Raw genomic sequence first — 26,410 nt, 5'->3', positions numbered from 1 at the left:
TCAGAAGACCACCACGGAGCGGATGCTCTCGCCGGCGTGCATCAGGTCGAAGCCCTTGTTGATCTCTTCCAGTGTCAGGACATGGGTGATCATCGGGTCGATCTCGATCTTGCCGTTCATGTACCAGTCGACGATCTTCGGCACCTCGGTGCGGCCCTTCATGCCGCCGAAGGCGGAGCCCTTCCAGACGCGGCCCGTCACCAGCTGGAACGGACGGGTGGAGATCTCTTTGCCCGCCTCGGCCACGCCGATCACGGTCGACACACCCCAGCCCCGGTGGCAGGCTTCCAGCGCCTGGCGCATCACCATGGTGTTGCCGGTGCAGTCGAAGGTGTAGTCGCCGCCGCCGTCGGTCATGGCGATCAGGTGCTGCACGATGTCGCCGTCGATCTTCGAGGGGTTCACGAAATCGGTCATGCCGAACTTGCGGCCCCAGTCGGCCTTGGCGTCGTTCAGGTCCACGCCGATGATCTTGTCCGCGCCGACCATGCGGGCGCCCTGGATCACGTTCAGACCGATGCCGCCCAGGCCGAAGACGATGACGTTCGAACCGGGCGTCACCTTGGCGGTGTTGGTCACGGCGCCGACGCCCGTGGTCACGCCGCAGCCGCAGTAGCAGGCCTTGTCGAAGGGTGCGTCCTCGCGGATCTTCGCCACGGCGATCTCCGGCACCACGATGAAGTTCGAGAAGGTCGAGCAGCCCATGTAGTGGTAGATCGCCTCGCCCTTGTAGGACATGCGCGAGGTGCCGTCGGGCATCAGGCCCTGGCCCTGGGTGGCGCGGATCGCGGTGCACAGGTTGGTCTTGCCCGAGAGGCAGGATTTACACTGGCGGCACTCGGGGGTGTAGAGCGGGATGACGTGATCGTCCTGCTTCACCGATTTCACGCCCGGACCCACGGCCCGGATGACGCCGGCGCCTTCGTGGCCCAGAACGGAGGGGAAGATGCCTTCGCTGTCGAGACCATCCAGAGTGTAGGCGTCGGTGTGGCAGATGCCGGTGGCCATGATCTCGACCAGGACCTCGCCCTCCTTCGGGCCTTCCAGGTCGAGCTCGACGATTTCCAGAGGTTTCTTCGCCTCGAAGGCGACGGCTGCACGGGTTTTCATCTGGCGTTCGGCCCCTCTTGCCTCAACTTGTGACAACCGGGGGCGCCCCTCAGACCGTCGGACACGGAGCAGCCCTCTGCGGCCCGCGGTCCATCAACCCAATTCGGATACCTCCCGTTGTGGCGGCCTCCTCCAACCGCCGGTTGACGAATCAACCTATGTCACCATTGCCCACATGAGTTGATACGTCAACGGATTCATATGACGGGCTGTGGCGCGAGACCCGCATCGTATAGCGATTTACGCTTGGACCTGCATGTTCCCCGCCATCATGTGGCTGCGCGCAACGATGATGATGTGGCGCTCAGCGAACGCATTGAGCTGCCGACGTTCAGCACCAACGAGGAAGCGCGGGTCCTCGAAATGTTCCATGGCACCAACGCGGAGAGGATCATCAAAGCCCAGATGGAGGAGTGGCGGGTCACAGATGCCTCTCAAGGGGACCGCGACCAGGAACCCCAGAGGTCCACCTGCAGGAGGAGCATGAGCATGACGAACGCAAAGGAGAACATGTCAAGGACATCGACGAAAAATGGCGTGCCACCTCCCGTGGCATGTCATACCACCGGCAGCTAAGATTTTGAGATTAAGAGCAAGTATTGCGTGTGAACGCAAAGAATTAGGCGGCGCTCGGGTCTTCTGCGGGCGCGTGTGAAATTCTACGCTAAGCCGACAGCGGTCGTTCGGACAGCCCGTGGCGAACGGCTGGACTGAGCCCTTTTCTCCTGATTTGGCGGTCGGTATTCTAGGCGTGATCTGACAGGAGACGAAGTGTGAAAATCTGGGGCCGCAACAATTCCACCAATGTCCGCAAGGTACTGTGGTGTGCCGAAGAACTTGGACTGAAGTACGAACATATCCCTGCTGGAGGTGCGTTCGGTGTTGTAAATTCTCAGGAGTTTCGCGCGCTCAATCCAAACGGCTTGGTGCCGTCTCTCAAGGACGGGGATCTGGTGCTTTGGGAATCGAACGCCATCGTCAGATATCTTGCAAGACAATATGGGACGACCCCGTTTGCACCTTCGGACCCGCGCATCTGGGCGGTGGCCGACAAATGGATGGACTGGGCATCGCTTTCTTTCGCAGTGCCTTTCCGGGATCTGTTCTGGAATCTGGTGCGCTCTACGCCGGAACAGCGTGATGATGTGGCCGTAGAACGGGGTCTTGCGCAGTGCGCCACTCTCATGAGCATTGCTGATGATACCCTTTCAGAAAGCGAATGGCTTTCAGGCGCTGAGTTCGGGTTCGGCGACATTCCCTTGGGCTGCATCGCCTATGCCTGGTTCAGCATGTCAATCGAACGGCCAAAGCATCCTGCGCTTGAGGCATGGTATGGTCGCCTCTCTGAACGCCCGGCCTATCGCAAGGCTGTCATGACGGGGCTAACCTGAAAAAAGGCCGAACGGCAGAAAAGTCCGAACTGCAGACCTTCGCCTTCCGAACCATGCTGTGCGATGCCACAGAAGACCGGTTCGTGCCGCAACCGGCGCCATGGGCCCAGCGATCCCGAGCCTGCGGCTGCATCAGGACGCCTGAACCTCGTGGCTAGTCGCTCCAAGCCAGACATGCACTGCTATAACGTATACTTTGTCTGGTTGTTCTGAAGAGCGCGCGGTGCCTTCAGCCGGTGGAAGGCCAACATTGCCGTAGTGCCCCTTGTCATGAGCGGAACATGCCATTGCGCACTTTGGTCCGTCAGTTCTTAAGAGCCCTTAGCCAACAAAGAGACGAGACCACTGCGGCGAATTGGCTCCTTTCCCGACCTGGCCGCAGGTGGCAAAGGGCGTAAATGATGACTCGGAGCCCCATGGTTTTCGCCTTCGCGCTCAGCCTCTGCCTGGCGCTGACCAGCGTGGTCTCCGCCGTCATGATGGCCCCCGATCGCGCCAGTCACGCCCGGATTGTCCAGGCCGTGACCCATGGCCCCCTATTTGCGGATCTGTGCGCGGATCAGGCCCTTCCCGGGCACCACTGTCCCTTCTGCCATGCCACGCCGGAACCGCCCGCGTCCCGTGTCCCGGCCCGGACCTACGGGTTCATTCCGCAAGATGACTGGCAGCATCTCAAGGCGCTCCAGCGCGCGGCCCAGGGCCGCAACATCAGCCATTCCACCAGAGCACCCCCGCGGGCCGCCTGACGTCCCCAGTTCGACCGCCCGCCCCTCTGCGCGGGCCAGCTCTATCTCCGTCCGATTGACGGACCTTGTGGAATGCAAAAATGACAGCCCCCCATCCACGCGCGGCCCGTGCCGCGCTCTATCGCGCTATCTGGCGCTGGCACTTCATCGCGGGGCTGATCGTCCTGCCCTTCGTCCTGATCCTCGCCATCACCGGCGGGATCTATCTCTTCAAGGATGAGATCAACAACGCCGCCCACTCCGACCTGCGCTTCGTCGAGGCGCAGGACACGGCCCCCCGGCCCCCGTCCGAGATCACGACGGCCGCCCTTGTCGCCCATCCAGGGAGCCTGAAAGCCTATACACCGGCGCCCATGCCTGATCGCAGCGCCGAGGTCGACATCCTCGGTCCGGACGGGTTGCGCAATACGGTCTATGTCGATCCTCATGACGCCCGCGTCCTCGGCACGCTCTGGGACGGCGGCGCGGCGGGCAGCCCGACCATGTACGTGGTCCGCAAGCTGCACTCGCTTGAGTATGTCGGCTGGTTCGGCAACCGGCTGATCGAGGCGGCAGCAGGCTGGATGGTCCTGCTGGTCGGCACCGGGGTCTACCTCTGGCTGCCGCGCGGCCGGAAGAACATCGGCACGACCCGCATCAAGGCGACGCGAGGCCGCCCCTGGTGGCGGGACCTGCATGCGGTCACCGGGATCTACACCGGGATCTTCATCCTTTTCCTGGCCATGACCGGCCTACCCTGGTCCGGCGTCTGGGGGGCCAAATTCTACGACACCGCCTATGCGCTCGGCCTTGGCATGCCGGATGGCTACTGGTCCGGCGTGCCGCTTTCGACGGTGCCCACCGAGGCGGTCGTTGACCGCGCGCCCTGGATCATGGAACGGCAGCCTGTCCCGGCGTCCGCACCGCCCGAAGGTGGCGCCCACGCGGGCCACGCTGCGGCTGAGCCCGCCGCCGGTGCGGTCCAGACCGTGGCCCCACGGATGCTGGATACCGTCGTTGCGCGGGTCGAAGAGCTAGGGATCGTGCCCGGCTACGCCGTCACCATTCCGGGCGATCCGACCGGGGTCTTCACCGCCTCGGTCTATCCCGACGACATCACCCATGAACGGGTCATCCACCTGGATCAGTACAGCGGCGAGGTGCTCTACGATGCCGGTCTGGAGGATCTCGGCACGCTGGGTCGCTGGGCCGAATGGGGGATCAGCGTCCACATGGGACAGGAATGGGGTCTGCTGAACCAGCTGGTACTACTGGCGGCCTGCCTCGCGATGGTCGGGCTCTGTATCTCGGGCGCGACCATGTGGTGGAAGCGCCGCCCCTCCGGCGCCCTGGGCGTGCCCACCGTGCCGACCGACTGGCGCATCCCCCGCACCCTGCTGGTCCTGGCCGTACTGGCTGGCTTCTTCTTCCCGCTGGTCGGGCTGTCGATGCTGGTGCTGGTGGCGGGCGAGCTCGCAGCCCACCTGTATCGCCGACGCCTGCGCAGCGCCTGAGCGCAGCCCTAAGGGCCTCCAGGCCCTCTGGCGGCGAGGGCCACCCCTCTCGCCGCAGCCTTCCTGCCCCCACCCTGAGCGCAAGCATGGCGAACGCCGACATTGAAGGACACAACTGACATGAAACTGACGGGAAAACGGATCTGCATCACCCTAACGGCCGTCGCGGTCGTGACGGTCTTCACCCTGGTACTGCTGGCACAGCGCATCGAGGCGAACAAGATTGCCCTGCTGGGACGTGGCGACTACGAGCTGCAACTGACCGGCGGCGGCACCTTCACCGAGGAGACGCTGAAGAACGGCCCCACGGTTGTCTTCTTCGGCTTCACCCACTGCCCGGACATCTGCCCCACCACCATGGGCGACATTTCCATGTGGAAGGATGCGGTACCGGGCGCGGCGGACCTGCCGGTCTACTTCGTCTCCGTCGATCCGCAGCGCGACACGCTGGACCTGCTGGGCGACTACGTCTCCTGGGTGCCCGGGGCCCAGGGGGCCACCGGGTCCTTGGCCGAGGCGGCCAAGGCGGTGAAGTCCTTCGACATCTACGCCAGGCGCATGGACCTGATCGGTGGTGGCTACACGATGGCCCACACCTCCTACGTCATGCTCTTCGATGCCGACGGCATGTTCGTCGAAACGATCCCCTATCAAGCTCCGCCAGGGGTCGCGGAGGAAAAGCTGGCCAACCTCATCGCCGGCAACCCTGCCGGGCGCGGCGCGCAGATGTCCGACGATCTGCTGGGCCTTATCTGCTACACCGTGCGGGGCCAGATGATCTGAAAGGCGCGAAGGCCCTCGGGACAGGGGGCCTTCCGTTGTCAGCGAAGAGATCGGCTGGGCTTCAAGGCACGATCAGGCGACCACCTTTCCAACTCCGGCAGGTGGGCTTTTTTCTCCAATTAGCCGAGCACGAAAACTGCGGTCCCCTCACCGGTCAGGAGCATTTGGCCCAGATTTTCAGGGTACCCCCCGGGGGGCGGAAGGTGGCACCCGCGAAAGCTTATAGCCTTGGTCCTTGCCCGGCGCAGCATGAACAACTCCCTACCGACGCACCCCCGCTCAACAGACTGCATCAGGGGGCGTGGACACGGACTTTCCGCGCAGCAAGCGAATGTTTCGAAGCACGAGATTGTTCCAGATCAACCGCGGCAATCCCCGCAGGAAGTCGGCCAAGGACCCCTTTCCTCCTGCACGCAGAATCCTGAGGCTCACCGAGGGCGCGACCGGCTTGAACCAGGCTTTCAGGTTGGCTGGCTTGCCCTCCAGAAGTAGGGACAATGCTCGCCCCGTGGCTTCCGGGTTGTTCCAGTCAGAGGCATAGACCACGCAGCCATTGCGATTGATGATGAAGACCGAGTTCGGATAGCCTCCGAAGGCGCGATGAGCGGTTCCTTCGAGGTCGTCCACCAGGATATTCCGCCGCTCCCCGTCTGAGTGCAGCAAGGTCGCGCATCCCTTCTTGTCTTCATTGGACTGATGCGAGGAAATGGCGGCACCAGGATGGGCCTCCCTAACGTAAAGCACGGCGAAGTCGACGTTCGGGTAGTCAGTGTGGAGACTGCTCATGGTCTTCCGGCGCCCTTGGAACAGAGGGCAGGTCAGGCTCCCCATTTCCAGGACCAGGAAGTCCCCCTCAAAATCCAGAAGCCGAGAAGGCGTCCCGTCGAGCCCGGCAACCGTGACATCAGGCGCAGGGCTACCCGGCATCGGCCCACGAAAATTGACAAGATCATAGTCATTCGCACTGAACTGGTCGTAATTATACATCTTGCTTCCTTTCTGGAGCGGATAGGTTCTCGGACATCTTCTTCAGGACTCGAAGCGCCTGCGCCACGTCCTCGGGGCCGATGCCTCTCATCGAGGTATCGATGACGGTCTCAGCGGCTTTTGACAGGTCAGCGAAGATGGAACGGCCGGCAGGCGTCATCACCACATCCACGACCCGGCGATCCCTGCGCGTGCGGATCCTTTCGACCAGGTCCTTACTCTCAAGCCTGTCCACGAGCCGGGAGACGGTTGTGGGATCGCGCAAAGTCAAGCGTGACAGGTCGCGTGGGCTCAACTGCTCATGCTGATCAAGGATCAGCAACAAGGCCCATTCCTCGCTTGTCACCTTCTTTCCGGCCGCGGCAAAGGTTTCCTCAAGCTCCTTGCGGAGCTGAAATCCCAGGTGATTGACCCAGTACTGTATGAAGTTCTCATAGCTCATGGGTAACTGCTATATACAATCAGTGCATATAGCAATCAGTTTCGCATCGCTCGTGTTCGAGCTGAGTATGCCCGCCCGATCCTCTAGGAAGCCGACGCACAAAACGGTTGCAGCGTTAGGTGAAGAAAGCTCCGAGCCTCTGCGCAGCCCGTTAGCGATGGTCGCAAGGCTACAGCTCTCACCTGGCTGCCTAATCGATAGATCCCCTCAGTCACATAGAGGCCACCTGCGCCAGGCGCAGAGAACAATCGAATCCATCCGTTAGGGCTCGTTCATGGCCGACGCAGCAAAAGGCCGGTCCCAGCCCTTCCGCGACATCCGTGCAAGCCGCAGCATGACGTCAGGCGCCGACACGAAGGGCGGAGAGCCGACTTTCGCTGCGCTTGGCACGAACGGCCTGGTTGCGGACGGAGCGGACATCCATGAAATTCTTCTGAAGGTCCGCGTGTTCCAAGTCCGAAGAAGCCATGGTGTCAATCCTCGCTTGGGACCTAGAAACAGTCGGCCAAAAGCTAAGGTCTCATATGCCGAGCCAGCAGCATCGCAAATGCGACGGCAGCTGCGAGACCAAATGTTCCGGCAATCCAGGCAATATCCACACCTTCCGTCTCGCCTACCGCACCGAGGACAAGCAAACCCACCATCGCACCGAGCTGTTTGAGCAGCGACTGAACCGAAAGAATAGTGGAGCGGCGGTTGTCCGGCGAATAGGCGTGCAAGATGCTTGCTGCAGGAGATTCTGAAAGCCCGAGCATCACGGAAAAAACGAGAAAGACAACGATAAACCCGATAAGAGACGCCTGCAGGGCGAGCGCAATTTGACAAACGATGAGCGCTGCAAGAACCGCCGCAAGCATCAGCGCGTGACAACCACCAAACAGTCGACCAATTTGTCCGGCGAGGCTCGCGCCCGCAGCAATAGCTAAGAAATATCCTGCAGTCAGAATCCCTACCATGGTGGCCGCGCGTTCGGGATCGAGCATGGTCTGCACCACTGTCGGCCAAAGCACCTCGACCGGATTAGTGGCGAAGAGCATGAGGGTCAGAATCCCGAGAAGCAGAAGGAGCGCGCGGTGCGAGATCGCAAGCCGTGCCCCTTCAATGATCGTACGCGGGACGGCGCGTATTTCACGCCGAACACCTGCACCATTCATCGGGCGAGCCGGTTCCCGGACCAAAAGGACCGTGTACACAATCACGCCCAGCGTTAGCAAAATTCCTGCACCGTACGACACGTCATAGACTGTGCGGCCAACCAATGGGTCGGAAGGATCATTGCCTGCGACGAGGCCAGGAAGGAACCCGCCCACAATCGCGCCAAATCCTAGACCCGCGAAATTTGCGGTCTGTGCACGCGCAAGAAGGGGCTGAATTTCGACACCGGGCGCGCGAACATGCAGCTCTTCCACATACCAAGCGTCCAGCGTTCCCGACCGCAATGCACGCCCCAGGCCCACCAATCCGAACGATGCGGCGAGTGGCCAGAACGCATCGGATGTGATGAACATGATGGAGGCCATCAGGCTCGCAATTGTTGCGATCAGAAAGACTGGCTTGCGCCCCACACCATCGGCCACCCCGCCAAAGGGCAGTTCCGCGATCATGGCGACAGCGGCGTAGACGGCAAAGAGTGCGCCGATCTCACCAACACCCAAGCCGCGTCCTTGAAGGGCAAGAGCTGTCACGGCAACGATCACGCCCATGGCAAAACGATCTAGAAATTGGTGTCCTTGAAAGAGATAGACATGCCGACGCACGGGGGGCGGTAGCTTTGCAAAGGGTATATCTGCGTCAGGCACCATGCCCGGAAACTTCAGTCACAAATGGACAAAGGGCAACCGTCATTGTGGCGTTTCCACTGAAGCGGGTATTCATAACGGGCGCAATACTCGGTAGGTTTGGGCTCAACGCCGCCATCCTCAGCAAGTGTCCCGAACACTCGTTTTGGGCCGGTCTTGGCCGGGCTACCCGTCTCACCTGTGCCTCCGGAGCGTCGACCAGTCGCGAAGGTCGGCTTGGAGTCCGTTTTGGACCTTCCCACTACCGCGAGGCCGGATGTATAGCTACTCGCATGCGTCGTATCTTTAAGTACCTTAGCTTGGTGGTCGCCTTGCTCGTAGCAGCCCTCGCGGCCTACGGAGGAAAAGGGTTTTATGATGCCAATCTCGCCTCAGAGGACCTGCGCAGTCAGGCGAACGAACTGATTAAGGTAGGTCGAGGCGGCGCAGATTTGGGGGCAGAACGTCTTCAGTGGCTACTGCGCGTTCAGGACCCTGCCTATCGGACCCACAGTGGTGTGGACTTCAGTACGGTCGGCGCCGGCGCTACAACCATTTCCCAGTCCGTCTCTAAAAGGCTCGCCTTCGAGCACTTCCAACCCGGTATCGGCAAGGTGCGGCAGACCGGCTACGCCCTGGGCCTGGAGCAGAACCTGACCAAGGATCAAATCCTCGCTCTCTGGCTCGACACCGTGGAAATGGGCCGCGGACCGCAAGGCTGGATGACTGGATTTTTCGAAGCGAGCGCCGAGGTCTTTGGTGCCCCGCCGTCTCAGGTTGCAGAAAAAGAATTCCTCAGCCTGGTTGCCGTGCTAATTGCACCGAGTTCGTTCGATCTGCTGCGAACCGACGAGGAGCTTGCGGCTCGGGTGGAACGGATCGAGCGCATGATTGCGGACGAGTGCGCGCCGCTCGACCATGGAGATGTTTGGCTGGAGGGGTGCCGGCGAACGGCAAGTTAGTCCCGCACTGCTGACCTTGGCGTGCCAGACCTTGCTGCGCGATGCCACTGACGTCCAGTTTGTGGAAGCTGCGCTGCAGCGGAGCCAGCTTGGCGAATGTCCGAAGTGGGCCGGAAGCGCCTATACGTGCGGCCGAAGACAGCCCGCTTGGCGGGTCCGCTTCCTGCGCATAGCAGCCATCGACGCTCCGCTCCATCAAGGTCCGCTTGCAAGGTGCCCACCACTGCAATCCCGGAGCGATCGCGTACCTCTCTCACCTTCCCCGTACTCGCTGCTTTTGCGCTTGTCCTCGGCGACGCCCAAAAATAGAACATAAACAGAACACGAAGAGGAGGATCTGATGCAGCGGCCCAACCTGACCCCCAGTGCAAGCGCGCTCCTCGCCGCCTACTTTCCCAAAGCGGACAGCTCCCTGACGTTCGACATGACGCGCGCTCAGCCCTCTGCGCAAGCGCGCAAGGTTCTGCTGGAGCTCATCGGCTGCCGCATCCTCCTTGAGGTGGAAGAGCCCGACGGTGCCCGGACCTACCGGCTGACCATCCTCGGCCAGGTCCTCGCACGTCAGAACCATGGCGTCGTGCAAGACGACCGCTCTTTCAAACCGGCCTCCCTGGGCTTTACCATCCGCGAAGCTGTCGAGGGCAGCGAGCCAGCGCCACGCCTCATTCCAAAGCGCCTGCGGCCAACCTCGAGGTTCATCGACATCACTGCGCTCGAAAGCCAGCGCAAAGCCGAGGCGCACGCGGCCCTGGCCGCCAGGGCGCGCGAGCTGGGCTACTCGCTGGATGACATCGCCGCAGAGAGCGCCAGACGTCGCAGCAAGCTGCCTGCCAAGTACCGACATCCGGAAGACCCGACGCTCACCTGGGCGGGCAAGGGCCGGAGACCGCGGTGGCTTCACGAGGCCATGGAGGCCGGTATGGATTTGGAAGCCTTTTCGGCCTGATCCGCCAACACAAAGGGCCGCGGCATCCGCCCCGACCCTCCTCTGCCCTGCCCTAGATCTCCTCAGGCTGCCCGCGCGGCCAGCTCCCCTTCCCAGGGCTTCATCGGCGGCAGCGCCTCGGTGATCTGGTGCGCGGTCAGCCCGCCGTAGATCCGGAAGGTGTCGCTCAGCTCTTTCATCGCCGACCACCACAGCAGGTAGTCCCGCCGCGCCCGCGTCTGGTCACGGGGGTAGTTCTCGATCGTGATCGGACAGCAGCGCAGGTCCACCTCGCGCACCTTGCCGCGGCTGGTGTAGCGTGCCTTGCCGCAAGACTCCGTGACGGCAAAGCGCCCATTCCTTGCCGAACACAGCTGGACCCCGAACGAAATCGGCGCCTGGACGGGGCATGACAGCCTGACTGAGATCGCACACTATACGCGTGGCGCGAAAAAGAAGGCGATGATTATGGGAAAGCAGGTTGGAAAATACGAGCCGCAGCAAACGCAAGCGGCTGATAAATAAAAACAATATAAGGAAAATGGCGCACCCGATAGGATTCGAACCTATGGCCTCTGCCTTCGGAGGGCAGCGCTCTATCCAGCTGAGCTACGGGTGCCTGTCGCGGACCTATAGCCGCTCGGGGCGCGGGTCGCAATGGGGGCTGAGGGCGCGAGGGCAACTTTTCGCATCATACCCCGCCTGCCCCGTCCCGCACCGGGGCGCGAAACGGGAGGAGAGCGAAAACCGTGGCCCGCCAGACACCTGGCGGCGGGCCACGGCGAGGATCAGGCCTTGGTGCCAGTGGCCAGCATGGTCATTTCGGGAATCATCGTGCGCACGCCGACATCCTTGAACCCGGCCTCCGACAGGGTGTCGGACAGCCACCCCGCGTCGAGCGAGCGCGCCTCGGGAGTGAAGGCGGTGTGCTGCAGCTGCCAGAGCGCGGCCAGCGCAGGGCCGGTGCGATCCGCCTCGACGATGAAGTCGTGGATCAGCAGGATGCCACCGGGTTTCAGCGCCGCTTTGGCCCGCGCGATCAGATCGTCATGGCTATCGCCCGGCACGCCGGAAAACAGGTAGGACATCAACACAATATCCTGGTCGCCCGGGAACTCGGTCTCCAGCGCGTTGCCGTCCAGGTAGGTGATCCGGTCCGACAGGCCCGCCTTCTCGACGTATTCGCGCCCCAGCTTGGCGACGTTGGGAAATTCCAGCACCGTGGCGGTCAGCTCGGGGTTCTTGCCGCACAGAACGATGTCGAAGGCCGCGGTGCCGCCGCCCACGTCCAGCATCTTGGTCTTGCCGCTGAGATCCAGCGACTTGGCCAGCGCGCGTGCCGGGCCGAGGGAGCCGGCGTGCTGGCTTTCGGAGTAGAGTCGCGCCTCTTCGGGGTCCGAGAACCAGTCGGCGTAGGAGCCGGTGTCGTCGTCGGACAGCTCGCCTTTCAGGGCCGGTTCGATCTGGTCCAGCAGCGGATACATCTGCTTGCCGACCTGCAGGCGCAGGTAGTCGCCGAAGTCGTACTTCGCGCCCTTCACCAGGAAGGCCTGCGAGGCCGGGGCATTGCTGAATTTGCCGTCAGAGACCGACACCAGCCCCATGCCCGCCAGCGCGGTCAGCAGGGTCATGGCGCGATCCTCGTGCACTCCGGCCTCTGCCGCCAGCTCTTCGGCGCTCTTGGCACCGTCGGCCAGACGCGAGAAGACATCGAGCTCCAGCGCTGCGAACAGCGCCTTTGAGCCCATGAACCCAAACGCGATCTGCGAGATCTGGTCGGCTTCGGTCAGCAATGTCATGTGGCTCTCCTAGTCTTGTTTCGGTGGCTGCACCCTAACGCCTCAGTTGCTGAGTGAAACCCATGAGGGCGAAAAGCGACACATTTCGGGTCGTAAGCGCCCAAGAGCCATGCAACTGGCCGGTCGATCGGCGTTTCCCGGGCGCTTTTGTCATTTTCGTGTCATATGAACGCCCTAGCAGCCGGGGCCGATGTGCCCCGCCCGATCAGGAGAGACGTGATGCCCCACCCGGAGATTCCGCAACTGACCACGCCCCGCCTGCGCCTGCGCGCGATGACCCATGCCGATTGGCCAGACTACGCGGCCCTGATGATGTCCGAGCGCGCGCAGTTCATGGGCGGCCCTTTCGATCAGCCGCGCGCCTGGGGGATGTTCTGCGCCGATCACGCGCAATGGGACCTGCTGGGCTGCGGCGCCCTGATGATCGAGGACCGCACGACCGGCCGGGCCCTCGGCCAGGTCGCCATCAACGGCGGGCCGCTCTTTCCGGAATGGGAGCTGGGATGGCTGCTCTACCCCGCGGCCGAGGGGCGCGGACTGGCGTTTGAGGCTGCCAGCACCCTGCAAAACTGGGCCCGCGAGACGCGGCGCTTGCCAACACTGGTCAGCTATGTGGATCCCGGGAACCACCGCTCCCGCCGCCTTGCCGAACGCCTGGGGGCGGTTCAGGACGCGGCCGCATCACGCCCGGATCCGGCGGACCTGGTCTATCGTCATTTCGGCACGCCGCAGGGCACGGCAGAGGGCGCCGGCATGGGCTGACCCCGAGCCGGAAAGGGGCGCCGGGTCAAGAGACCCGACGCCCTCCCCCATACGTTGGCCGAAAACACTCTCGCCGAAGGCAGTCCGGCCCGTTCAACCGCGGCCGCCGCCGGAATGGCGCGCCGCCTCAGGCGAAGAGATCGTGGGCCAGCTCCAGGGCCTCGATCAGCACATCCACCTCGTCGCGGGTATTGTACATGGCAAAGCTCGCCCGGCAGGTGGCGGTCACGCCAAGGTGCTCCATCAGCGGGCCGGCACAGTGGTGGCCGGCGCGCACCGCCACGCCCTTCTTGTCGAGGATGGTGGAAATGTCATGGGCATGGGCCGCGCCGTCCAGCGTGAAGGAGAAGATCGCCCCCTTGCCCGGCGCCCGCCCCTGCACATTCAGCCAGTTCAGCCCGTGCAGGCGTTCGCTGGCATAGTCGGCAAGGTCGGCCTCATGGGCGGCGATTGCCTCCATGCCGACGTCCATCATGTAGTCCAGCGCGACGCCCAGGCCGATGGTCTGGACGATGCCCGGCGTGCCCGCCTCGAACTTCATCGGACCGTCGGCATAGCAGACGCCGTCGCGGGTCACTTCCTTGATCATGTCGCCACCACCCATGAAGGGACGCATCTCCGCCTGGCGTTCCTTGCGGATATAGATCGCGCCTGAGGCAGAGGGGCCATAGAGCTTGTGCCCCGTGATGGCGAAGAAATCGCAGCCGATGGCCTGGACGTCCACGGGCATGTGCACGGCGGACTGGCTGCCGTCGATCAGCGTGGCGATGCCGCGCGCCCGCGCCGCGGCGCAGATCGCGGCCACGTCGACCACGGTGCCCAGCACGTTGGACATATGGGTCATGGCCACCAGCTTGGTCTTCGGGCCCATGGCGTCGATGACCTTCTGCGGATCCAGGGACCCGTCGGCCTCCGGTTCCACCCACTTCAGCACGACCCCCTGGCGTTCGCGCAGGAAATGCCAGGGCACGACATTGGCGTGGTGTTCCATCACCGAAAGCACGATCTCGTCGCCCGCCTGAAGGCGCGGCGCGGCCCAGCCGTAGGAGACAAGGTTGATGCCTTCGGTGGTGCCGGTGTTGAAGACGATCTCGTCCTCATGGGCAGCATTGAGGAAGCGCTGGATCTTGCCCCGCACGGCCTCATATTTGTCGGTCGCCAGGTTCGACAGATAGTGCAGCCCACGGTGGACGTTGGCATATTCCTCGGCATAGCCGCGCGTCACCGCGTCGATCACCGCCCTCGGCTTCTGCGCCGAGGCGCCGTTGTCGAGATAGACCAGCGGCTTGCCGTTCACCTCTCGCGAGAGGATGGGAAAATCGGCGCGGATCGCGTTCACGTCATACATAGTCGGTCCTCCGGGCCAGCCCTGCGGCCCTGTGGTCATCTCTGGTCAGCGATCCGGAAGCCCCTTGCGGGCGTCCGGGGTTCCCCCCCCGGCCCGAGGGCCGGCGCGGGGGCTATCTGTTCGGCCCCGTCAGGGCCTAGATCTCGGTCAGTGCCGCGCCGCCCACCAGGGACAGCAGCACCGACGCGGCCACGATGGTGGCGACGAAGACGACGCCCAGTGTGCCAAGCGCCTTCAGGCGATTGTCGAAGCCATGCGCCTCGGTCAGGAAGTAGACCATCATGAAGATGCCCCAGATCCCGGCCGCCAGGCTGACGATGGCCGCGATCGGCGGCACCAGCACGCTGAGCACCAGCAGAGCCACCTGCGCGAAGATCCGGATCACCTGCAGAAACAGCACCATGCGCAGCAGCGCCGGCAGCGTGCCGCCTCCGCCCATGTACTGCCCCACCTTCGTCAGCAGCCAGGCGCTGAGCCAGATGATGCCCCCCGCGACAACCGCCATGGCGATCGGCGAGAATACCATGCCCGGCGGCAGGATCAGGGTGTAGAGGATGCCGTTCAGAACCGCCACCAGCGCCAGCAGCACGGGCGTCGCGGCCTCCGGCCAGGGAGACGCCATCAGTTCCGCCGCGCCGCGTCGCGGGTCGATCACGCTGATCCGCATCAGCTCCAGCCAGTCTTTCATCATGCGCCCGTCCCGGCTCCAAACTCGGCCCGCCGCAGCCCGGCGATCCAGATCCATCCAAAGCCCACGATCCAGGCCAGGCCGATGAGGCCCTTCGCCGCGCCAGGCCCGATGAAGCCGGCCACCAGACCATGCAGCAGCATCAGCGGCGTCGCCGCCACCAGCGCCCAGAAAAGCGCCAGCCGCGCGCCGAAGCCTGTCCCCTGCCCGCCCAGCAGACGGCACAGCAGATGGCTCAGCCCGGCCAGCAGATACAGCGCCAGCGGCAGGATGAACACCACCCCCAGGAGCGACCCGCCCAGAAGCATCTGAAGGTCGTCCCCGCTCAGGTAGGCCTCTCGTGACAGGCGCGGCCACTGGGCCACGAACATCGCGATGCAGCCGCCCATGCAAAGCGCCAGCGCGCGGTCCTCCCGCGCACCCTCCGCCAGCATCCGGCCCAGCACGTCGCCGGGCCGGCGATAGCTGGCAGCGATATTGGCCACCAGCGACATCAGCCGCGACGACGATCCAGCCAGCCGGTCAGCCGGTCGAGCAACTCGGCCCGCAGGCCTTCGTCCTCGATCTCGTCCAGCGCCTCGGCGATGAAGGCGATGACCATCAGGTTCTGCGCCTCCGCCATCGGCACCCCGCGCGAGCGCAGGTAGAAGAGCGCCTCCTCGTCCATCGCGCCGGAGGTCGAGCCGTGCGAACAGGCCACGTCGTCGGCGTAGATCTCCAGCTCCGGCTTGGCGAGGAAGGTGCTGTCACCATCCAGCAGCAGGGACTGGCTGATCTGGTAGCCGTCGGTCTTCTGCGCGCCATCCTTCACCAGGATCTTGCCCTGGAAGATGCCCTGGGCGCCGTTCTTCAGCACCTTCTTGAACACCTGGCGGCTTTCGCAGTTCAGCGCGTCATGGGTGACGAAGACGGTGTCGTCGTGGTGAAAATCACCGTCGCCCATGCAGGCGCCGGCCACGTGGGCCATGGCGTCGTCGCCCAGCAATTCGATCACCGCCTCGTTGCGGGTCATCACGCCGTTGGCGGTCAGGGTGAAGCTCTTGAACAGGCTCTCCCGACCCAGACGGGCAAAGATGTGGGTGGCGGCACGGCGTTCATGGTCGCGGCCCTGGGCCCGGACATGGTGGAACCGCGCCTCGTCGGCCACGTCCACCTCCATCACCTTGTTGAAGCGCGCGGCGGCGGGGCCGTTCTCCAGCAGGGTCAGCTCGGCGCCCTCTTCCAGCTTGATCACGTGGTGCAGCGTCGCGTCCGAGGTCTCGGAGGCATGCTTGTAGATCAGGCTGATCGGCTTCTCGGCCTTGCCCGTCACGCGGATCAGCAGGCCGTCGGTGGCGGCCCAGGTGTTCAGGGCGGCCAGCGGACGCTCCACCGGGCTCTGCCCGCGGGCCTCCAGCTTGCCGTAGAGCTCGGACGCCCAGTGGATGTCGCTGGTCGCCTCCACCAGACGCTCGATCGAGACACCGGCCAGTTCCAGCGGGTCACTTTCCTCGGCGGAGAAGACACCGTCGATGAAGACGACCTTCACCCGGTCCACCGCGTCGAAGATCGGCGTTTCCGCCGGGTCGAAGACCGAGGCCGTGGGGGCCTCGGGCGCGATCAGGCTCGCCGGGCGGGTCCAGCGCCAGTATTCGTCGCGCGGTTGCGGCAGGCCCATGGATTTCACCCGCTCCAGCGCGGCCTCGCGGTTGGCGACGCTCCAGCCTTCGGTGGCGCCGGCGGACATCACCGCCAGGCGCGCGGCGGTCTCTTCATCGCGGCGCGCCGAGGGCTTCGTCTTGATGGTTTCCGACAGGATCGCCGTCATTACTGCACCTCCGCCAGCAGGTCGGCGTAGCCGTTCTGCTCGACCTCCAGGGCCAGCTCCGGTCCGCCGGTCTTGATGATGCGGCCATCGGCCATGATGTGCACCACGTCCGGTTTGATGTGGTCCAGCAGGCGCTGGTAGTGGGTGATCACGAGGAAGCCGCGGCCCTCGTCACGCAGGGCGTTCACCCCGTCCGAGACCAGCTTCATCGCGTCCACGTCCAGACCGCTGTCGGTCTCGTCGAGGATGCAGAGCTTGGGCTCCAGCATGGCCATCTGCAGGATCTCGTTGCGCTTCTTCTCACCACCGGAGAAGCCGACGTTCACCGGGCGCTTCAGCATCTCGGCGTCGATCTTCAGGGTCTTGGCCTTTTCGCGCACCAGCTTCAGAAAGTCCGCGGCGCTGATTTCCTCTTCGCCGCGGGCCTTGCGCTGTGCGTTCACGGCCGTGCGCAGGAAGGTCATGTTGCCGACGCCGGGGATCTCCACCGGGTACTGGAAGGCCAGGAAGACACCGGCGGCGGCGCGTTCCTCGGGATCCATGTCCAGCAGGTCCTCACCCAGCAGGGTCGCTTCGCCCTCGGTCACCTCGTAGCCGCCACGGCCCGACAGCACGTAGGACAGGGTGGACTTGCCCGACCCGTTCGGGCCCATGATCGCATGCACCTTGCCAGCCTCGACCGTCAGGTCCACGCCCTTGAGGATCTGCTTATCCTCTTCTTCAAGTTTCACATGCAGGTTTTTGATTTCCAACATTTTATTACCTTTCCTCACGCAACACATCAGGGCTGCGTCATCATCCGTATCACATCCAGAAGCCGGGTCGCGGGGACCGGCATGGGGTTTATGTCGAACACGGCCAGACGGCCGATCAGGGTTGGCTGGCCCACGAAATCCTCGATCTCGTGGTATTGCTCGCGGTGCTTATAGTCGTCCAGCAGCAGGGTCACCGGACGCGAGATGTGAAAGGCGGTCGCCAGCACGCAGCCCATGCGGAACCGCCCATCCACCAGCACCAGGTCGGGGTGCGGCATCTCGCTCCGCTCCCAGACCGCCAGGGGATAGGCGGCGTAGCGCCGCCAGCCCCTGTCATCCTTCGGGTGGCCCCATTCCTTGGTCCGCCCGATGTCGGCATGGATCACCTCCACCGCGCCCTTCGGCGGGTTGTCGGCGAACCAGTCGCGCATCATCTGCGCCCAGGCGCCATCGCTTTCCACGCTAGTCACCCGCTTGCCCAGGTCGCCCGCCAGCACCGTAGAGCCGCCCGATCCGTATTCCAGGATCACCTCCGCCTCGCCGTAGGCCAGGCGCACGGCCTCGGCCTCCGCCTCGGGGAAGGTCAACTCGGGGCGCGTCATCGGCGCGTCGGAGGGCGACAGGTCGCTCACGTCACTCCACCACCACGGCAGTGCCGGAAACCGAGACCATCAGCATGCTGTCGCCCACCACTTCGTAGTCTAGGTCGACACCGACCACCGCATTGGCGCCCAGGGCCGCGGCACGGCCCTCGATCTCGCGCATGGCGATGTCGCGGGCATCCTGCAGCTTGGTTTCATAGGCGCCGGAACGGCCCCCGATGACGTCGGTGATATTGGCGAAAAAATCACGGACGATGTTCGCGCCCATGATGGCCTCGCCCACCACCACGCCCCGGTAGTCGGTGATCCGGCGGCCCTCGATGGAATTCGTCGTCGTGACGATCATTGCGTCACCTCCTCGCTTGCTGTCAGCCGGGCCGGGAAAGAGGCCCGCAGATCCGCTTTCGACCGCGCCACGCCCTCGGCATAGGGCAGATCGCCCTGAGGCAGCGACGCCAGCCGTCCCGGCAGATCCGCCAGCGCCAGCGGACGCGGCAGCGCCCGTTCGATGCCTGCGGCATAATCCAGGAACTTCAGCTTCGGCGCGGCGTGGATGCCCTCCGGCGACAGCCAGGTGTTGGGCACCCCGAAACTGTCGGCCACGATCAGCCCATGCAGGGACGAGCTGACCACATGGGCGCAGCCGGCGATCTGGCGGCAGACCTCCAGGGCGTCGCCCCGCACGTCGATCAGGTCGAGCACCGGATGGGCCTCGACCATGGCGCGGAAGGCCGGGTCGCCCATTTGCGCGTAATGCGGGATCAGCCCGATGCGATCGCCGCGCGGCACCTCGCCCAGGATCTCGGCCATCAGCAGGCCGGGATCGCCGTAGCCCGGCACCTCGATGCCCAGAAGGCTCTCGGTGATCGGGCCACGGACCAGGGCGAAATCGACGTTGGCAACGAAGTCGGTGTTCACCGGCTTCATGCAGCCGGAGCCCCAGACCACGGGCCGGGCGCCATCACGCGGATCCTTGTTGCCGCGCCGTACCACATGCATGATCGAGCCGATGGCGAAGACATCCACGGCGCCGGGCTTCGCCCAGGCGACCTCGCGGCCCGACACATGGGCCACGATGGCGCGCGAGATGGCATCGCCGAAATTCGGCTTGCCCGCCCACCAGTAGAGCTTCACCGGCTCGCTCATCAGCCGACCGAGCCTTCCAGGCTGATCGCCACCAGCTGCTGCGCTTCCATGGCGAATTCCATCGGCAGGGCCTGCAGCACGTCCTTGCAGAAGCCGTTGACGATCAGCGCCACCGCTTCTTCCTCGTCCATGCCGCGCGACTGGCAGTAGAACATCTGGTCGTCGTCCACCTTGGAGGTGGTCGCCTCATGCTCCACCCGGGACGAATTGTTCTTCACCTCGATATAGGGAACCGTGTGGGCCCCGCATTCGGATCCGATCAGCAGGCTGTCGCACTGGGTGTAGTTGCGGCTGTTGGTGGCCTTGGGATGCATGGCGACCTGGCCACGGTAGGTGTTCTGCGCCTTGCCGGCGGAGATCCCCTTGGACACGATGCGCGAGCGGGTGTTCTTGCCCAGGTGCAGCATCTTGGTGCCGGTATCGGCCTGCTGGTAGTTGTTGGTGATGGCAATCGAGTAGAACTCGCCCTGGCTTTCCTCGCCGCGCAGGATGCACGACGGGTATTTCCAGGTCACGGCAGAGCCGGTTTCCACCTGGGTCCACATGATCTTCGCCCGGTCGCCACGGCAATCGGCACGCTTGGTGACGAAGTTGTAGATGCCGCCCTTGCCCTCGTCGTCGCCCGGGAACCAGTTCTGCACCGTGGAGTATTTCACCTCGGCGTCTTCCTCGACGATGATCTCGACCACGGCCGCGTGCAGCTGCGCGGTGTCGCGCTGCGGTGCGGTGCAGCCTTCGAGGTAGGAGACGTAGGACCCCTTGTCGGCGATGATCAGCGTGCGCTCGAACTGGCCGGTGTTCTCCGCGTTGATACGGAAATAGGTCGACAGCTCCATCGGGCAGCGGACGCCCGGCGGCACGTAGACGAAGGAGCCGTCGGAGAAGACGGCCGAGTTCAGCGTGGCATAGAAGTTGTCAGAGACCGGCACGACAGACCCGAGGTATTTCTTCACCAGCTCGGGGTGTTCGCGGATCGCCTCGGAGATCGAGCAGAAGATGACGCCTGCCTTCTTCAGCTCCGCCTGGAAGGTGGTGCCGACGGAGACGCTATCGAAGACCGCATCCACGGCGACCTTGCGTTCCGGGGCGGCCTCATCCTTGATTTCCTCGGCGCCCTCGACGCCCGCCAGGATCATCTGCTCCTTCAGCGGGATGCCCAACTTCTGGTAGGTTTCCAGCAGCTTGGGGTCCACCTCATCCAGGGACTTCGGCTTCTCTTCCATGCTCTTCGGGCGGGCATAGTAGTACTGGTTCTGGAAGTCGATCTTGGGGTATTCGACCATCGCCCAGTCGGGCTCTTCCTTCTCCAGCCAGCGGCGATAGGCGGCCAGGCGCCATTCGGTCATCCACTCGGGCTCGTGGTTCTTTGTGGAGATCAGGCGGACGATATCTTCGGACAGGCCCAGGGGGGCGTAGTCCATCTCGATATCGGTCTCCCAGCCGTATTTGTAGGTGTTGATCTTGGCGACGGCGTCGACCGTTTCCTGATCCACGCCTTCCTTCACTTCGGGGGTATCCATCTTACTCATGATCTCATCCTGTCCGGCTTGTCGCGGCTTGTTCTCGTGTCTTCAGGAATGGAGGCCCGGGGGTCATGGTCCGGGGCATCCTCGGGGGCGCAGGCTCTGGGCGTGTCACGCTGCCCTGGCGCGCCGTTTCTCTCTCTGCGTCAGCCATGCCGTGGCGAAACGCGTGATCTCTTCCTCGGTCGTCTCGGGGCCTAGGCTGACACGCAGGGCGCCCATGGCCTCGTCCTCGGCGTAGCCCATGGCGCGCAGCACCTGGCTGGCTCGGACCTTGCCGCTGGAACAGGCCGATCCCGCGCTGACGGCGAACCCGGCCAGGTCCATCTGCATCACCTGGGTCTCGCCCTTCCATCCGGGCGTCACCAGGCAGGTGGTGTTGGGCAGGCGCTCGGCCCCTGCCCCGGCAATCTCGGCCTCCAGCCCCATGGCCTGAAGCCCGTCGCGCAGCAGCGCCTCCAGCCCGTCCCGCAGGACGCGCACGCGGTCCCAGGTGCCGGCCTCCAGGTCGCGCGCCGCGGCCTCAGCGGCGGCGCCGAAGCCCGCGATGCCGATCACGTTCTCGGTGCCCGCACGGCGGCCCATTTCCTGCCCGCCGCCCTTCAGCTGCGCCGGCAGATCGGTGCCGCGCCGCATCACCAACGCGCCGATGCCCTTCGGGCCACCCAGCTTATGGGCGCTTACAAGGGCCATGTGGCAATTCAGCCAGTTGAAGGCAATGGGCAGCTTGCCGAAAGCCTGGGTCAGGTCGCTGACTGCCAGCCCTTCGGGAAGTCTCTGGATCACGCCCGTTTCGCTGTTGGCCAACTGCAGCGCGCTTTGAGACGGATCCGCGACCGTGACCCGGCCGTCGTGATCGACAGGCAAAGGATCGCCGGTGCCCCAGGCCCGCACGGCGTCATGTTCGATGTCGGCGGCGCGCAACCCGCGCCCCGCCATCGCCAGCGCCGCCCCCTCGGTGGCGCCGGAGACGAAGACGATATCGGCGCCTTCCGCCCCAAGGGCAGCGGCGAGCTGCGCTCGCGCACGCTCGACCAGCGCCTTGGCCGCACGCCCCTCGGCATGGACCGAGGACGGGTTGCCCGTCACCTCCATGGCCGCGATCATCGCGGCGCGCGCCTCCGCACGCAGGGGCGTCGTGGCGTTATGGTCCAGGTAGACGCGGCTCATGCGGCACCTGCCCCGGTCCGCAGACCGGCCAAGGGATATGCGAGACGCAGGATCACTCGTCCACCACTTCGAAGAGGTTCGGCACCGCCGGGCACGGGGCCAGCTCGTTCTTCACCACGTCGCCAAGGGTCGTCTGGTGCAGGAAGACGTAGACATGGGCCGACAGCCCTTCCCAAAGGCGGTTCGTCACCGACTGCGCCCGCGACCCCGACAGACCGCCGGAGACGCCCGCGCCCTTGTGCATGGCGCTGACCGTCTCATCGACTGCGGCGAGGACATCGACGACACGGATCTCCGTCGCCGGACGCGCCAGCTTGTAGCCGCCGCCCGGCCCCCGCACGGAGGCCACGAGGCCCGCGCGGCGCAGCTTCACGAAGAGCTGTTCCAGGTAGGGCAGCGACACCGATTGCCGTTTGGAAATATCGCCAAGCGCCACCAGGCTGCCATCCGGCTGCAGCGCGATATCGGCCAGCGCGACCATGGCGTAACGTCCCTTGGTGCTGAGTTTCATGCGCCTTGTCTCCCATTGCCGCGCCCGTCATCTCGGCGCCTGTCACGGTTTCTCACTCGTGGCTCGCCGCATCGGTCGGCGGAGCTGCGGATCAGGGGTCACGGAGAGCCCGGCAAGGCCGCCCGCGACGGTTGATTTCATTGACCTTGGTCGCCGCCCGGATTATCCCGCTTTGCAGCGCGTCGCCAGAGGCAGCAGTCTCTTTAGAACATTTCTAAGGTGCCCGATAATATTCGTCAAGAATGAAGGTTCAGCCGCGCGGACTGCGCGGCCCGGGCCCGGGGCGGATTTGGGCCTGACTTTGGCACGCAAGAGGACAGTCGGACCGCGCCGCGGACCGCGCCAAGGTTGAGGACGTATTGAATGCCCGAGGTCATCTTTCCCGGACCCGAAGGCCGCCTAGAAGGCCGCTATCACCCGCAGAAGGACCGTGACGCGCCGATCGCCATCGTGCTGCATCCGCATCCGCAGTTCGGCGGCACGATGAACAACAAGGTTGTCTACAACCTGCATTATGCCTTCTACAACATGGGCTTCACCGTTCTGCGCTTCAACTTCCGCGGCGTCGGCCGCAGCCAGGGCGAATACGACCAGGGCGTGGGTGAGCTCAGCGATGCGGCCTCGGCGCTGGATTACCTGCAGTCGATGAACTCCAACTCGAAGCACTGCTGGGTTGCCGGTTTCTCCTTCGGGGCCTGGATCGGCATGCAACTCCTGATGCGCCGCCCCGAGATCACCGGCTTCATCTCCGTGTCGCCTCCGGCGAACATGTATGACTTTTCCTTCCTGGCGCCCTGCCCGTCCTCTGGCCTGATCGTCAACGGCACCGCAGACCGCGTCGCGCCGCCCGCCGATACGCAGTCCCTGGTAGGCAAGTTGCAGGAGCAGAAGGGAATCACCGTCACCCACGAGGAAATCGAAGGCGCCGGCCACTTCTTCCAGGAAGAGGAGCAGATGCAGTCGATGCTGGGCTCCGTCAGCGACTACGTGAAGCGTCGCCTGACCGAAACCACCCGCTGAGGGACGCGCCATGGCCTCCTCCGTCGAAACGCTCGCCGCCGCTCTGGCCGAGGATTGCCTGAAGGCGATGAAGGCGACCGGCGAGGACCGTCTTTACGTCGAGGTGGGCCATGTTCTGGGCGCGTCGTCGCAGACCCTCGAAGAGGCCTTCCTGACCGAGGTGCGGGTCCGCCTCGCCGAACGCGCCGCGCGGGACTTCCTGATCCGCCGGGTGAAGGAGTCCAAGGCGGCGCGCGGCGACTGACCCCGCGCCCATCTTCAGAACATATCACGGGGGGCTTCGGCCCCTCGTTTGCGTTCTACCTTCCCCGAGAGGCTTTCGGGCCTTCGGTCGGCGCAGAGCCACCCCTTGCACCCGTCGCGCGCCGGGGCTAGGCCGGGCCTGTTCCCCCACCGGAGATTTTGCCATGGATGCCCAGAGGCTCGACGCGCAGCTTTCTTTCCTGCAGGAGGCCGACCGGCTGAAGGGCGTCACCCGCGCCTCCACGCTGACCGACCAGTCGCGGGCCGAGAACTCGGCCGAACATTCCTGGCAGGCGGCCCTGGGCGCGCTGATCTGGCTGCCGGAGGTCGAGACGGCGCGGATGGACCGCATCCTGTCGATGCTGCTGCTGCATGACCTGGTGGAGATCGACGCGGGCGACCAGCCTATCGACCTGCCCCACGACGCCGCGGCCCTGGCCGCCGCCGAACGTGCCTGTGCCGACCGGCTGTTCGCCCTGCTGCCCGCCGACCAGGGGCCGCGCCTGCGCGCGCTTTGGGAAGAGTTCGAGGCGATGGAGAGCGAGGACGCGCGCTTGGCGAAGACTGTGGATTTCGCCATCCCCGTCCTTCAGGTCTGGGCCGCGGCCCCCCGGCGCCCCGATCACGAGGCGATCGCGCGGGACAACACCGCGGCGGGCCGCGCCCGGCTGATCGCCGAGACCCGGCCTGATCTCTACGCCCACCTTCATTCTGAATTGACCGAGGGACCTGCCGAGGTCGCCGCGCGCTCCGCCTTCCTCGCGGAAGCCGATCGGCTGAAGCGGATCGAGCGGGCCACGACCTTGTGCGATGCCTCAAGACCGGAAAATTCTGCTGAACATTCATGGCACTTGGCCCTCTATGCTCTGGTACTGGGTGAACATGCCCCCGAAGGCGTCAGCCTGTCGCGGGTGCTGCGCATGCTGCTGCTGCACGACCTGGTGGAAATCGACGCGGGCGACGTGCCGATCTACGCCCAGACGACCCAAGGCCAGGCCGAAACAGAGGCGGCGGAGCTGGCGGCGGCGGAACGGCTGTTCGGATTGCTGCCCGAAGCGGAGGGCGCGCCCCTCCTGGCCCTCTGGCAGGAGTTCGAAGCGGCCAGTACGCCCGACGCGCGCTTCGCCAAGGCTCTGGACCGCTTCCAGCCGCCCCTTCAGAACCTCGCCTCGGGCGGCGTGTCCTGGCTGGCCCACAACGCGACCTTCGAGATGGTCGAGGCCCGCGTGGGCCGCGCCATCGCCCGTTCCATGCCCGCCTTCTGGGATCACATCGCACCGCGTATCCGCGCCTTTCTGGGCTGACAGTCCGCCGCGGGGCGCGACGACAGCGACCGCAAAACGTATAGTATATGCAACGATTTCCGCGTGATCGCGGGGAAGTCGCGCAGTTTTGTTCGCAAATGGTAAGGGCGTCGATCGTCCGTCGCACCGCGCCGCCAAAGCGCCGAAAAGCGCATCCACTTGCTCCAAATTTCCCTGACACAAGTCAGTCAATAGCTTGACGGCGGGACGGTATCAGACAAAAGTCAGCTACATGACACCTGATCCCGTTTCCCGATTCCGCCGTTTCTCCCGTGCCGTCACCTCCGAGGTGGGCGCGCTCGATCAATCCTTTCTGGGACGGGGCCGCCCTCTGGGCACGGCCCGCGTGCTGAACGCCATCGGCCAGGGCCGGACGGAGGTAGCGGCGATCCGCGATTACCTCGGGCTCGATTCCGGGCTGATGTCGCGCCTGCTGCGCGGGCTGGAAGCCGAAGGGCTGGTCACAACCGGACCGCACCCGGAGGACGCCCGCGCCCGCGTCGCCGTGCTGACGCCCGACGGCGAGGCCGAGTTCGCCGCCTACGAGGCCCTGTCGGACCAACGCGCGGCCGACACCCTGGCGCGGCACCCCCGCCCCGAAGCCCTGCTGGCCGCGATGGACCTGGTGGCCTCGGCCCTGGGCCGCGACCGCATCACCCTGGAGGAACGCGACCCGCGCGACGAGACCTCGCGCTATTGCCTGCAGGAATACTACGCCGAACTGGCCCGCCGTTTCGAAACCGGGTTCGACCCGCAGTTGTCGCGCGACCCGGAGGCCACGGACATGATCGCCCCGCGCGGCGCCTTCCTGGTGGCCTTCTCCGACGGGCTGCCCCTGGGCTGCGTCGGGCTGAAGGGATCGGGCGGCCCGGTGGCCGAGATCAAGCGGTTGTGGATTGCCCCCTCGGCCCGTGGCCTGGGCCTGTCGAAGCGGCTGATGGCGGAGATCGAGGCACGCGCCCGGACGCTCGGGATCACCACGCTGCGGCTGGATACCAATTCCGCCCTGCCAGAGGCGGTGGCGCTCTATCGTGGCCTGGGCTGGACCGAGATCGATCGGTTCAACGACGATCCCTACCCTGACCACTTCTTCGAGAAGCACCTCTGAGACGCTA

30 protein-coding genes and 1 tRNA gene are annotated in these 26,410 nt (G+C 64.7%); 12 read left to right on the top strand and 19 right to left on the bottom strand.

Annotation, left to right across the window (positions count from 1 at the left end; translation table 11 throughout):
* Window positions 1-1,110, bottom strand: coding sequence for an S-(hydroxymethyl)glutathione dehydrogenase/class III alcohol dehydrogenase (locus CVM50_RS01265; RefSeq protein ID WP_100148409.1), 1,110 nt, complete (start codon window positions 1,108-1,110; stop codon window positions 1-3).
* 246 nt (window positions 1,111-1,356) lie between these two features.
* Between CVM50_RS01265 and CVM50_RS21900 the strand changes: the two genes are divergently transcribed.
* The 5 genes from CVM50_RS21900 to CVM50_RS01245 all read left to right on the top strand — a co-directional run bounded on the left by CVM50_RS21900 (window position 1,357) and on the right by CVM50_RS01245 (window position 5,523).
* On the top strand, window positions 1,357-1,686 hold the full coding sequence (locus CVM50_RS21900) for a hypothetical protein (protein ID WP_232618114.1): 330 nt from the start codon (window positions 1,357-1,359) through the stop codon (window positions 1,684-1,686).
* Between the two features lie 197 nt (window positions 1,687-1,883).
* On the top strand, window positions 1,884-2,501 hold the full coding sequence (locus CVM50_RS01260; RefSeq protein ID WP_085889925.1) for a glutathione S-transferase family protein: 618 nt from the start codon (window positions 1,884-1,886) through the stop codon (window positions 2,499-2,501).
* A 401-nt stretch (window positions 2,502-2,902) separates the two neighbouring features.
* The gene (locus tag CVM50_RS01255) at window positions 2,903-3,247 is read left to right on the top strand and encodes a hypothetical protein (protein WP_143515657.1); all 345 of its coding nucleotides are present in this window, start codon (window positions 2,903-2,905) and stop codon (window positions 3,245-3,247) included.
* An 80-nt stretch (window positions 3,248-3,327) separates the two neighbouring features.
* Window positions 3,328-4,740 (top strand): PepSY-associated TM helix domain-containing protein, encoded by a 1,413-nt coding sequence (locus CVM50_RS01250; RefSeq protein WP_085889927.1) that lies wholly within the window; start codon window positions 3,328-3,330, stop codon window positions 4,738-4,740.
* A gap of 120 nt (window positions 4,741-4,860) precedes the next feature.
* The gene (locus tag CVM50_RS01245) at window positions 4,861-5,523 is read left to right on the top strand and encodes an SCO family protein (RefSeq protein ID WP_085889928.1); all 663 of its coding nucleotides are present in this window, start codon (window positions 4,861-4,863) and stop codon (window positions 5,521-5,523) included.
* Between the two features lie 279 nt (window positions 5,524-5,802).
* Here CVM50_RS01245 and CVM50_RS01240 read toward each other — a convergent pair whose 3' ends face one another.
* The 4 genes from CVM50_RS01240 to CVM50_RS01230 form a co-directional block, all read right to left on the bottom strand.
* Window positions 5,803-6,510, bottom strand: coding sequence for a deiodinase-like protein (locus CVM50_RS01240; protein WP_085889929.1), 708 nt, complete (start codon window positions 6,508-6,510; stop codon window positions 5,803-5,805).
* A complete protein-coding gene (locus CVM50_RS01235; protein WP_085889930.1) occupies window positions 6,503-6,952 on the bottom strand; it encodes a MarR family winged helix-turn-helix transcriptional regulator in 450 nt (149 codons plus the stop codon). The genes CVM50_RS01240 and CVM50_RS01235 overlap by 8 nt, the downstream gene beginning before the upstream one ends.
* 340 nt (window positions 6,953-7,292) lie before the next feature.
* Entirely contained in the window at window positions 7,293-7,421 is a 129-nt protein-coding gene (locus CVM50_RS22125) for a hypothetical protein (protein ID WP_269778392.1), read from the bottom strand.
* Between the two features lie 43 nt (window positions 7,422-7,464).
* Window positions 7,465-8,754, bottom strand: a complete 1,290-nt coding sequence (locus CVM50_RS01230) for an MFS transporter (RefSeq protein WP_085889931.1) — start codon at window positions 8,752-8,754, stop codon at window positions 7,465-7,467.
* 269 nt (window positions 8,755-9,023) lie between these two features.
* On the opposite strand from CVM50_RS01230, the gene CVM50_RS01225 reads away from it, so the two are divergent.
* Together CVM50_RS01225 and CVM50_RS01220 are read left to right on the top strand one after the other, a co-directional pair.
* A complete protein-coding gene (locus CVM50_RS01225) occupies window positions 9,024-9,692 on the top strand; it encodes a transglycosylase domain-containing protein (protein ID WP_085889932.1) in 669 nt (222 codons plus the stop codon).
* Between the two features lie 340 nt (window positions 9,693-10,032).
* The gene (locus tag CVM50_RS01220) at window positions 10,033-10,638 is read left to right on the top strand and encodes an H-NS histone family protein (RefSeq protein WP_085889933.1); all 606 of its coding nucleotides are present in this window, start codon (window positions 10,033-10,035) and stop codon (window positions 10,636-10,638) included.
* A 62-nt stretch (window positions 10,639-10,700) separates the two neighbouring features.
* Here CVM50_RS01220 and CVM50_RS01215 read toward each other — a convergent pair whose 3' ends face one another.
* From CVM50_RS01215 to CVM50_RS01205, 3 genes are all read right to left on the bottom strand, one after another.
* Entirely contained in the window at window positions 10,701-10,907 is a 207-nt protein-coding gene (locus CVM50_RS01215; protein WP_100148407.1) for a hypothetical protein, read from the bottom strand.
* A 252-nt stretch (window positions 10,908-11,159) separates the two neighbouring features.
* Window positions 11,160-11,236, bottom strand: a tRNA-Arg gene (locus tag CVM50_RS01210).
* A 169-nt stretch (window positions 11,237-11,405) separates the two neighbouring features.
* Window positions 11,406-12,416 carry a methyltransferase gene (locus CVM50_RS01205; RefSeq protein WP_085889935.1) on the bottom strand — a complete coding sequence of 337 codons (1,011 nt, stop codon included), beginning with the start codon at window positions 12,414-12,416 and terminating at the stop codon, window positions 11,406-11,408.
* Between the two features lie 219 nt (window positions 12,417-12,635).
* Here CVM50_RS01205 and CVM50_RS01200 point away from each other — a divergent pair, with 219 nt between their 5' ends.
* Window positions 12,636-13,178 (top strand): GNAT family N-acetyltransferase, encoded by a 543-nt coding sequence (locus CVM50_RS01200; protein ID WP_085889936.1) that lies wholly within the window; start codon window positions 12,636-12,638, stop codon window positions 13,176-13,178.
* A gap of 127 nt (window positions 13,179-13,305) precedes the next feature.
* Here the strand turns inward: CVM50_RS01200 and CVM50_RS01195 are convergent, their stop codons facing one another.
* The 11 genes from CVM50_RS01195 to iscR all read right to left on the bottom strand — a co-directional run bounded on the left by CVM50_RS01195 (window position 13,306) and on the right by iscR (window position 22,728).
* The gene (locus CVM50_RS01195; RefSeq protein ID WP_085889937.1) at window positions 13,306-14,526 is read right to left on the bottom strand and encodes a cysteine desulfurase; all 1,221 of its coding nucleotides are present in this window, start codon (window positions 14,524-14,526) and stop codon (window positions 13,306-13,308) included.
* Window positions 14,527-14,662: 136 nt separating this feature from the next.
* The gene (locus tag CVM50_RS01190) at window positions 14,663-15,217 is read right to left on the bottom strand and encodes a YIP1 family protein (RefSeq protein ID WP_157792111.1); all 555 of its coding nucleotides are present in this window, start codon (window positions 15,215-15,217) and stop codon (window positions 14,663-14,665) included.
* The gene (locus tag CVM50_RS01185) at window positions 15,214-15,708 is read right to left on the bottom strand and encodes a YIP1 family protein (RefSeq protein WP_085889939.1); all 495 of its coding nucleotides are present in this window, start codon (window positions 15,706-15,708) and stop codon (window positions 15,214-15,216) included. The genes CVM50_RS01190 and CVM50_RS01185 overlap by 4 nt, the downstream gene beginning before the upstream one ends.
* Window positions 15,708-17,021 (bottom strand): Fe-S cluster assembly protein SufD, encoded by a 1,314-nt coding sequence (gene sufD / locus CVM50_RS01180; RefSeq protein WP_085889940.1) that lies wholly within the window; start codon window positions 17,019-17,021, stop codon window positions 15,708-15,710. Before sufD ends, CVM50_RS01185 begins: the two co-directional genes overlap by 1 nt.
* The gene (gene sufC, locus CVM50_RS01175; RefSeq protein WP_085889941.1) at window positions 17,021-17,776 is read right to left on the bottom strand and encodes a Fe-S cluster assembly ATPase SufC; all 756 of its coding nucleotides are present in this window, start codon (window positions 17,774-17,776) and stop codon (window positions 17,021-17,023) included. The genes sufD and sufC overlap by 1 nt, the downstream gene beginning before the upstream one ends.
* 26 nt (window positions 17,777-17,802) lie before the next feature.
* Complete coding sequence (locus CVM50_RS01170; protein ID WP_085890083.1) at window positions 17,803-18,378, bottom strand: class I SAM-dependent methyltransferase; 576 nt, start codon at window positions 18,376-18,378, stop codon at window positions 17,803-17,805.
* 31 nt (window positions 18,379-18,409) lie between these two features.
* Window positions 18,410-18,724, bottom strand: a complete 315-nt coding sequence (locus CVM50_RS01165) for a heavy metal-binding domain-containing protein (protein ID WP_085889942.1) — start codon at window positions 18,722-18,724, stop codon at window positions 18,410-18,412.
* On the bottom strand, window positions 18,721-19,524 hold the full coding sequence (locus CVM50_RS01160) for a polysaccharide pyruvyl transferase family protein (RefSeq protein WP_085889943.1): 804 nt from the start codon (window positions 19,522-19,524) through the stop codon (window positions 18,721-18,723). The genes CVM50_RS01165 and CVM50_RS01160 overlap by 4 nt, the downstream gene beginning before the upstream one ends.
* Window positions 19,524-21,053, bottom strand: coding sequence for a Fe-S cluster assembly protein SufB (gene sufB, locus CVM50_RS01155; RefSeq protein ID WP_085889944.1), 1,530 nt, complete (start codon window positions 21,051-21,053; stop codon window positions 19,524-19,526). Before sufB ends, CVM50_RS01160 begins: the two co-directional genes overlap by 1 nt.
* Before the next feature lie 105 nt (window positions 21,054-21,158).
* Window positions 21,159-22,217, bottom strand: a complete 1,059-nt coding sequence (locus CVM50_RS01150; protein ID WP_085889945.1) for a cysteine desulfurase family protein — start codon at window positions 22,215-22,217, stop codon at window positions 21,159-21,161.
* A gap of 52 nt (window positions 22,218-22,269) precedes the next feature.
* Entirely contained in the window at window positions 22,270-22,728 is a 459-nt protein-coding gene (iscR, locus tag CVM50_RS01145) for a Fe-S cluster assembly transcriptional regulator IscR (RefSeq protein ID WP_085889946.1), read from the bottom strand.
* A 363-nt stretch (window positions 22,729-23,091) separates the two neighbouring features.
* Between iscR and CVM50_RS01140 the strand changes: the two genes are divergently transcribed.
* From CVM50_RS01140 to CVM50_RS01125, 4 genes are all read left to right on the top strand, one after another.
* Window positions 23,092-23,748, top strand: coding sequence for an alpha/beta hydrolase (locus CVM50_RS01140; RefSeq protein ID WP_085889947.1), 657 nt, complete (start codon window positions 23,092-23,094; stop codon window positions 23,746-23,748).
* 10 nt (window positions 23,749-23,758) lie between these two features.
* Entirely contained in the window at window positions 23,759-23,992 is a 234-nt protein-coding gene (locus CVM50_RS01135; protein ID WP_085889948.1) for a hypothetical protein, read from the top strand.
* Between the two features lie 163 nt (window positions 23,993-24,155).
* Window positions 24,156-25,295 carry an HD domain-containing protein gene (locus tag CVM50_RS01130; RefSeq protein WP_085889949.1) on the top strand — a complete coding sequence of 380 codons (1,140 nt, stop codon included), beginning with the start codon at window positions 24,156-24,158 and terminating at the stop codon, window positions 25,293-25,295.
* Window positions 25,296-25,527: 232 nt separating this feature from the next.
* Window positions 25,528-26,403, top strand: coding sequence for a bifunctional helix-turn-helix transcriptional regulator/GNAT family N-acetyltransferase (locus CVM50_RS01125; RefSeq protein WP_085889950.1), 876 nt, complete (start codon window positions 25,528-25,530; stop codon window positions 26,401-26,403).
* Window positions 26,404-26,410: the final 7 nt, after the last annotated feature.

Origin of the sequence: Pseudooceanicola marinus (genome assembly GCF_002786295.1) — a bacterium.
GTDB classification, from domain to species: domain Bacteria; phylum Pseudomonadota; class Alphaproteobacteria; order Rhodobacterales; family Rhodobacteraceae; genus Pseudooceanicola; species Pseudooceanicola marinus.
This window is presented reverse-complemented; position numbering and strand designations above follow the sequence as displayed.

Excerpts from the sequence above, each read along its gene's own strand:
- CVM50_RS01255 (WP_143515657.1), top strand. The coding sequence starts at position 2,903 with ATGACTCGGAGCCCCATGGTTTTCGCCTTCGCGCTCAGCCTCTGCCTG.
- CVM50_RS01200 (WP_085889936.1), top strand. The coding sequence starts at position 12,636 with ATGCCCCACCCGGAGATTCCGCAACTGACCACGCCCCGCCTGCGCCTG.
- CVM50_RS01130 (WP_085889949.1), top strand. The coding sequence starts at position 24,156 with ATGGATGCCCAGAGGCTCGACGCGCAGCTTTCTTTCCTGCAGGAGGCC.
- CVM50_RS01140 (WP_085889947.1), top strand. The coding sequence starts at position 23,092 with ATGCCCGAGGTCATCTTTCCCGGACCCGAAGGCCGCCTAGAAGGCCGC.
- iscR (WP_085889946.1), bottom strand. The coding sequence starts at position 22,728 with ATGAAACTCAGCACCAAGGGACGTTACGCCATGGTCGCGCTGGCCGAT.
- sufC (WP_085889941.1), bottom strand. The coding sequence starts at position 17,776 with ATGTTGGAAATCAAAAACCTGCATGTGAAACTTGAAGAAGAGGATAAG.
- CVM50_RS01185 (WP_085889939.1), bottom strand. The coding sequence starts at position 15,708 with ATGTCGCTGGTGGCCAATATCGCTGCCAGCTATCGCCGGCCCGGCGAC.
- CVM50_RS01190 (WP_157792111.1), bottom strand. The coding sequence starts at position 15,217 with ATGATGAAAGACTGGCTGGAGCTGATGCGGATCAGCGTGATCGACCCG.
- sufB (WP_085889944.1), bottom strand. The coding sequence starts at position 21,053 with ATGAGTAAGATGGATACCCCCGAAGTGAAGGAAGGCGTGGATCAGGAA.
- CVM50_RS01265 (WP_100148409.1), bottom strand. The coding sequence starts at position 1,110 with ATGAAAACCCGTGCAGCCGTCGCCTTCGAGGCGAAGAAACCTCTGGAA.
- CVM50_RS01160 (WP_085889943.1), bottom strand. The coding sequence starts at position 19,524 with ATGAGCGAGCCGGTGAAGCTCTACTGGTGGGCGGGCAAGCCGAATTTC.
- sufD (WP_085889940.1), bottom strand. The coding sequence starts at position 17,021 with ATGACGGCGATCCTGTCGGAAACCATCAAGACGAAGCCCTCGGCGCGC.
- CVM50_RS01135 (WP_085889948.1), top strand. The coding sequence starts at position 23,759 with ATGGCCTCCTCCGTCGAAACGCTCGCCGCCGCTCTGGCCGAGGATTGC.
- CVM50_RS01245 (WP_085889928.1), top strand. The coding sequence starts at position 4,861 with ATGAAACTGACGGGAAAACGGATCTGCATCACCCTAACGGCCGTCGCG.
- CVM50_RS01205 (WP_085889935.1), bottom strand. The coding sequence starts at position 12,416 with ATGACATTGCTGACCGAAGCCGACCAGATCTCGCAGATCGCGTTTGGG.
- CVM50_RS01250 (WP_085889927.1), top strand. The coding sequence starts at position 3,328 with ATGACAGCCCCCCATCCACGCGCGGCCCGTGCCGCGCTCTATCGCGCT.
- CVM50_RS01240 (WP_085889929.1), bottom strand. The coding sequence starts at position 6,510 with ATGTATAATTACGACCAGTTCAGTGCGAATGACTATGATCTTGTCAAT.
- CVM50_RS01125 (WP_085889950.1), top strand. The coding sequence starts at position 25,528 with ATGACACCTGATCCCGTTTCCCGATTCCGCCGTTTCTCCCGTGCCGTC.
- CVM50_RS01165 (WP_085889942.1), bottom strand. The coding sequence starts at position 18,724 with ATGATCGTCACGACGACGAATTCCATCGAGGGCCGCCGGATCACCGAC.
- CVM50_RS01230 (WP_085889931.1), bottom strand. The coding sequence starts at position 8,754 with ATGGTGCCTGACGCAGATATACCCTTTGCAAAGCTACCGCCCCCCGTG.
- CVM50_RS01235 (WP_085889930.1), bottom strand. The coding sequence starts at position 6,952 with ATGAGCTATGAGAACTTCATACAGTACTGGGTCAATCACCTGGGATTT.
- CVM50_RS22125 (WP_269778392.1), bottom strand. The coding sequence starts at position 7,421 with ATGGCTTCTTCGGACTTGGAACACGCGGACCTTCAGAAGAATTTCATG.
- CVM50_RS01195 (WP_085889937.1), bottom strand. The coding sequence starts at position 14,526 with ATGTATGACGTGAACGCGATCCGCGCCGATTTTCCCATCCTCTCGCGA.
- CVM50_RS01150 (WP_085889945.1), bottom strand. The coding sequence starts at position 22,217 with ATGAGCCGCGTCTACCTGGACCATAACGCCACGACGCCCCTGCGTGCG.
- CVM50_RS01170 (WP_085890083.1), bottom strand. The coding sequence starts at position 18,378 with ATGACGCGCCCCGAGTTGACCTTCCCCGAGGCGGAGGCCGAGGCCGTG.
- CVM50_RS01220 (WP_085889933.1), top strand. The coding sequence starts at position 10,033 with ATGCAGCGGCCCAACCTGACCCCCAGTGCAAGCGCGCTCCTCGCCGCC.
- CVM50_RS01225 (WP_085889932.1), top strand. The coding sequence starts at position 9,024 with ATGCGTCGTATCTTTAAGTACCTTAGCTTGGTGGTCGCCTTGCTCGTA.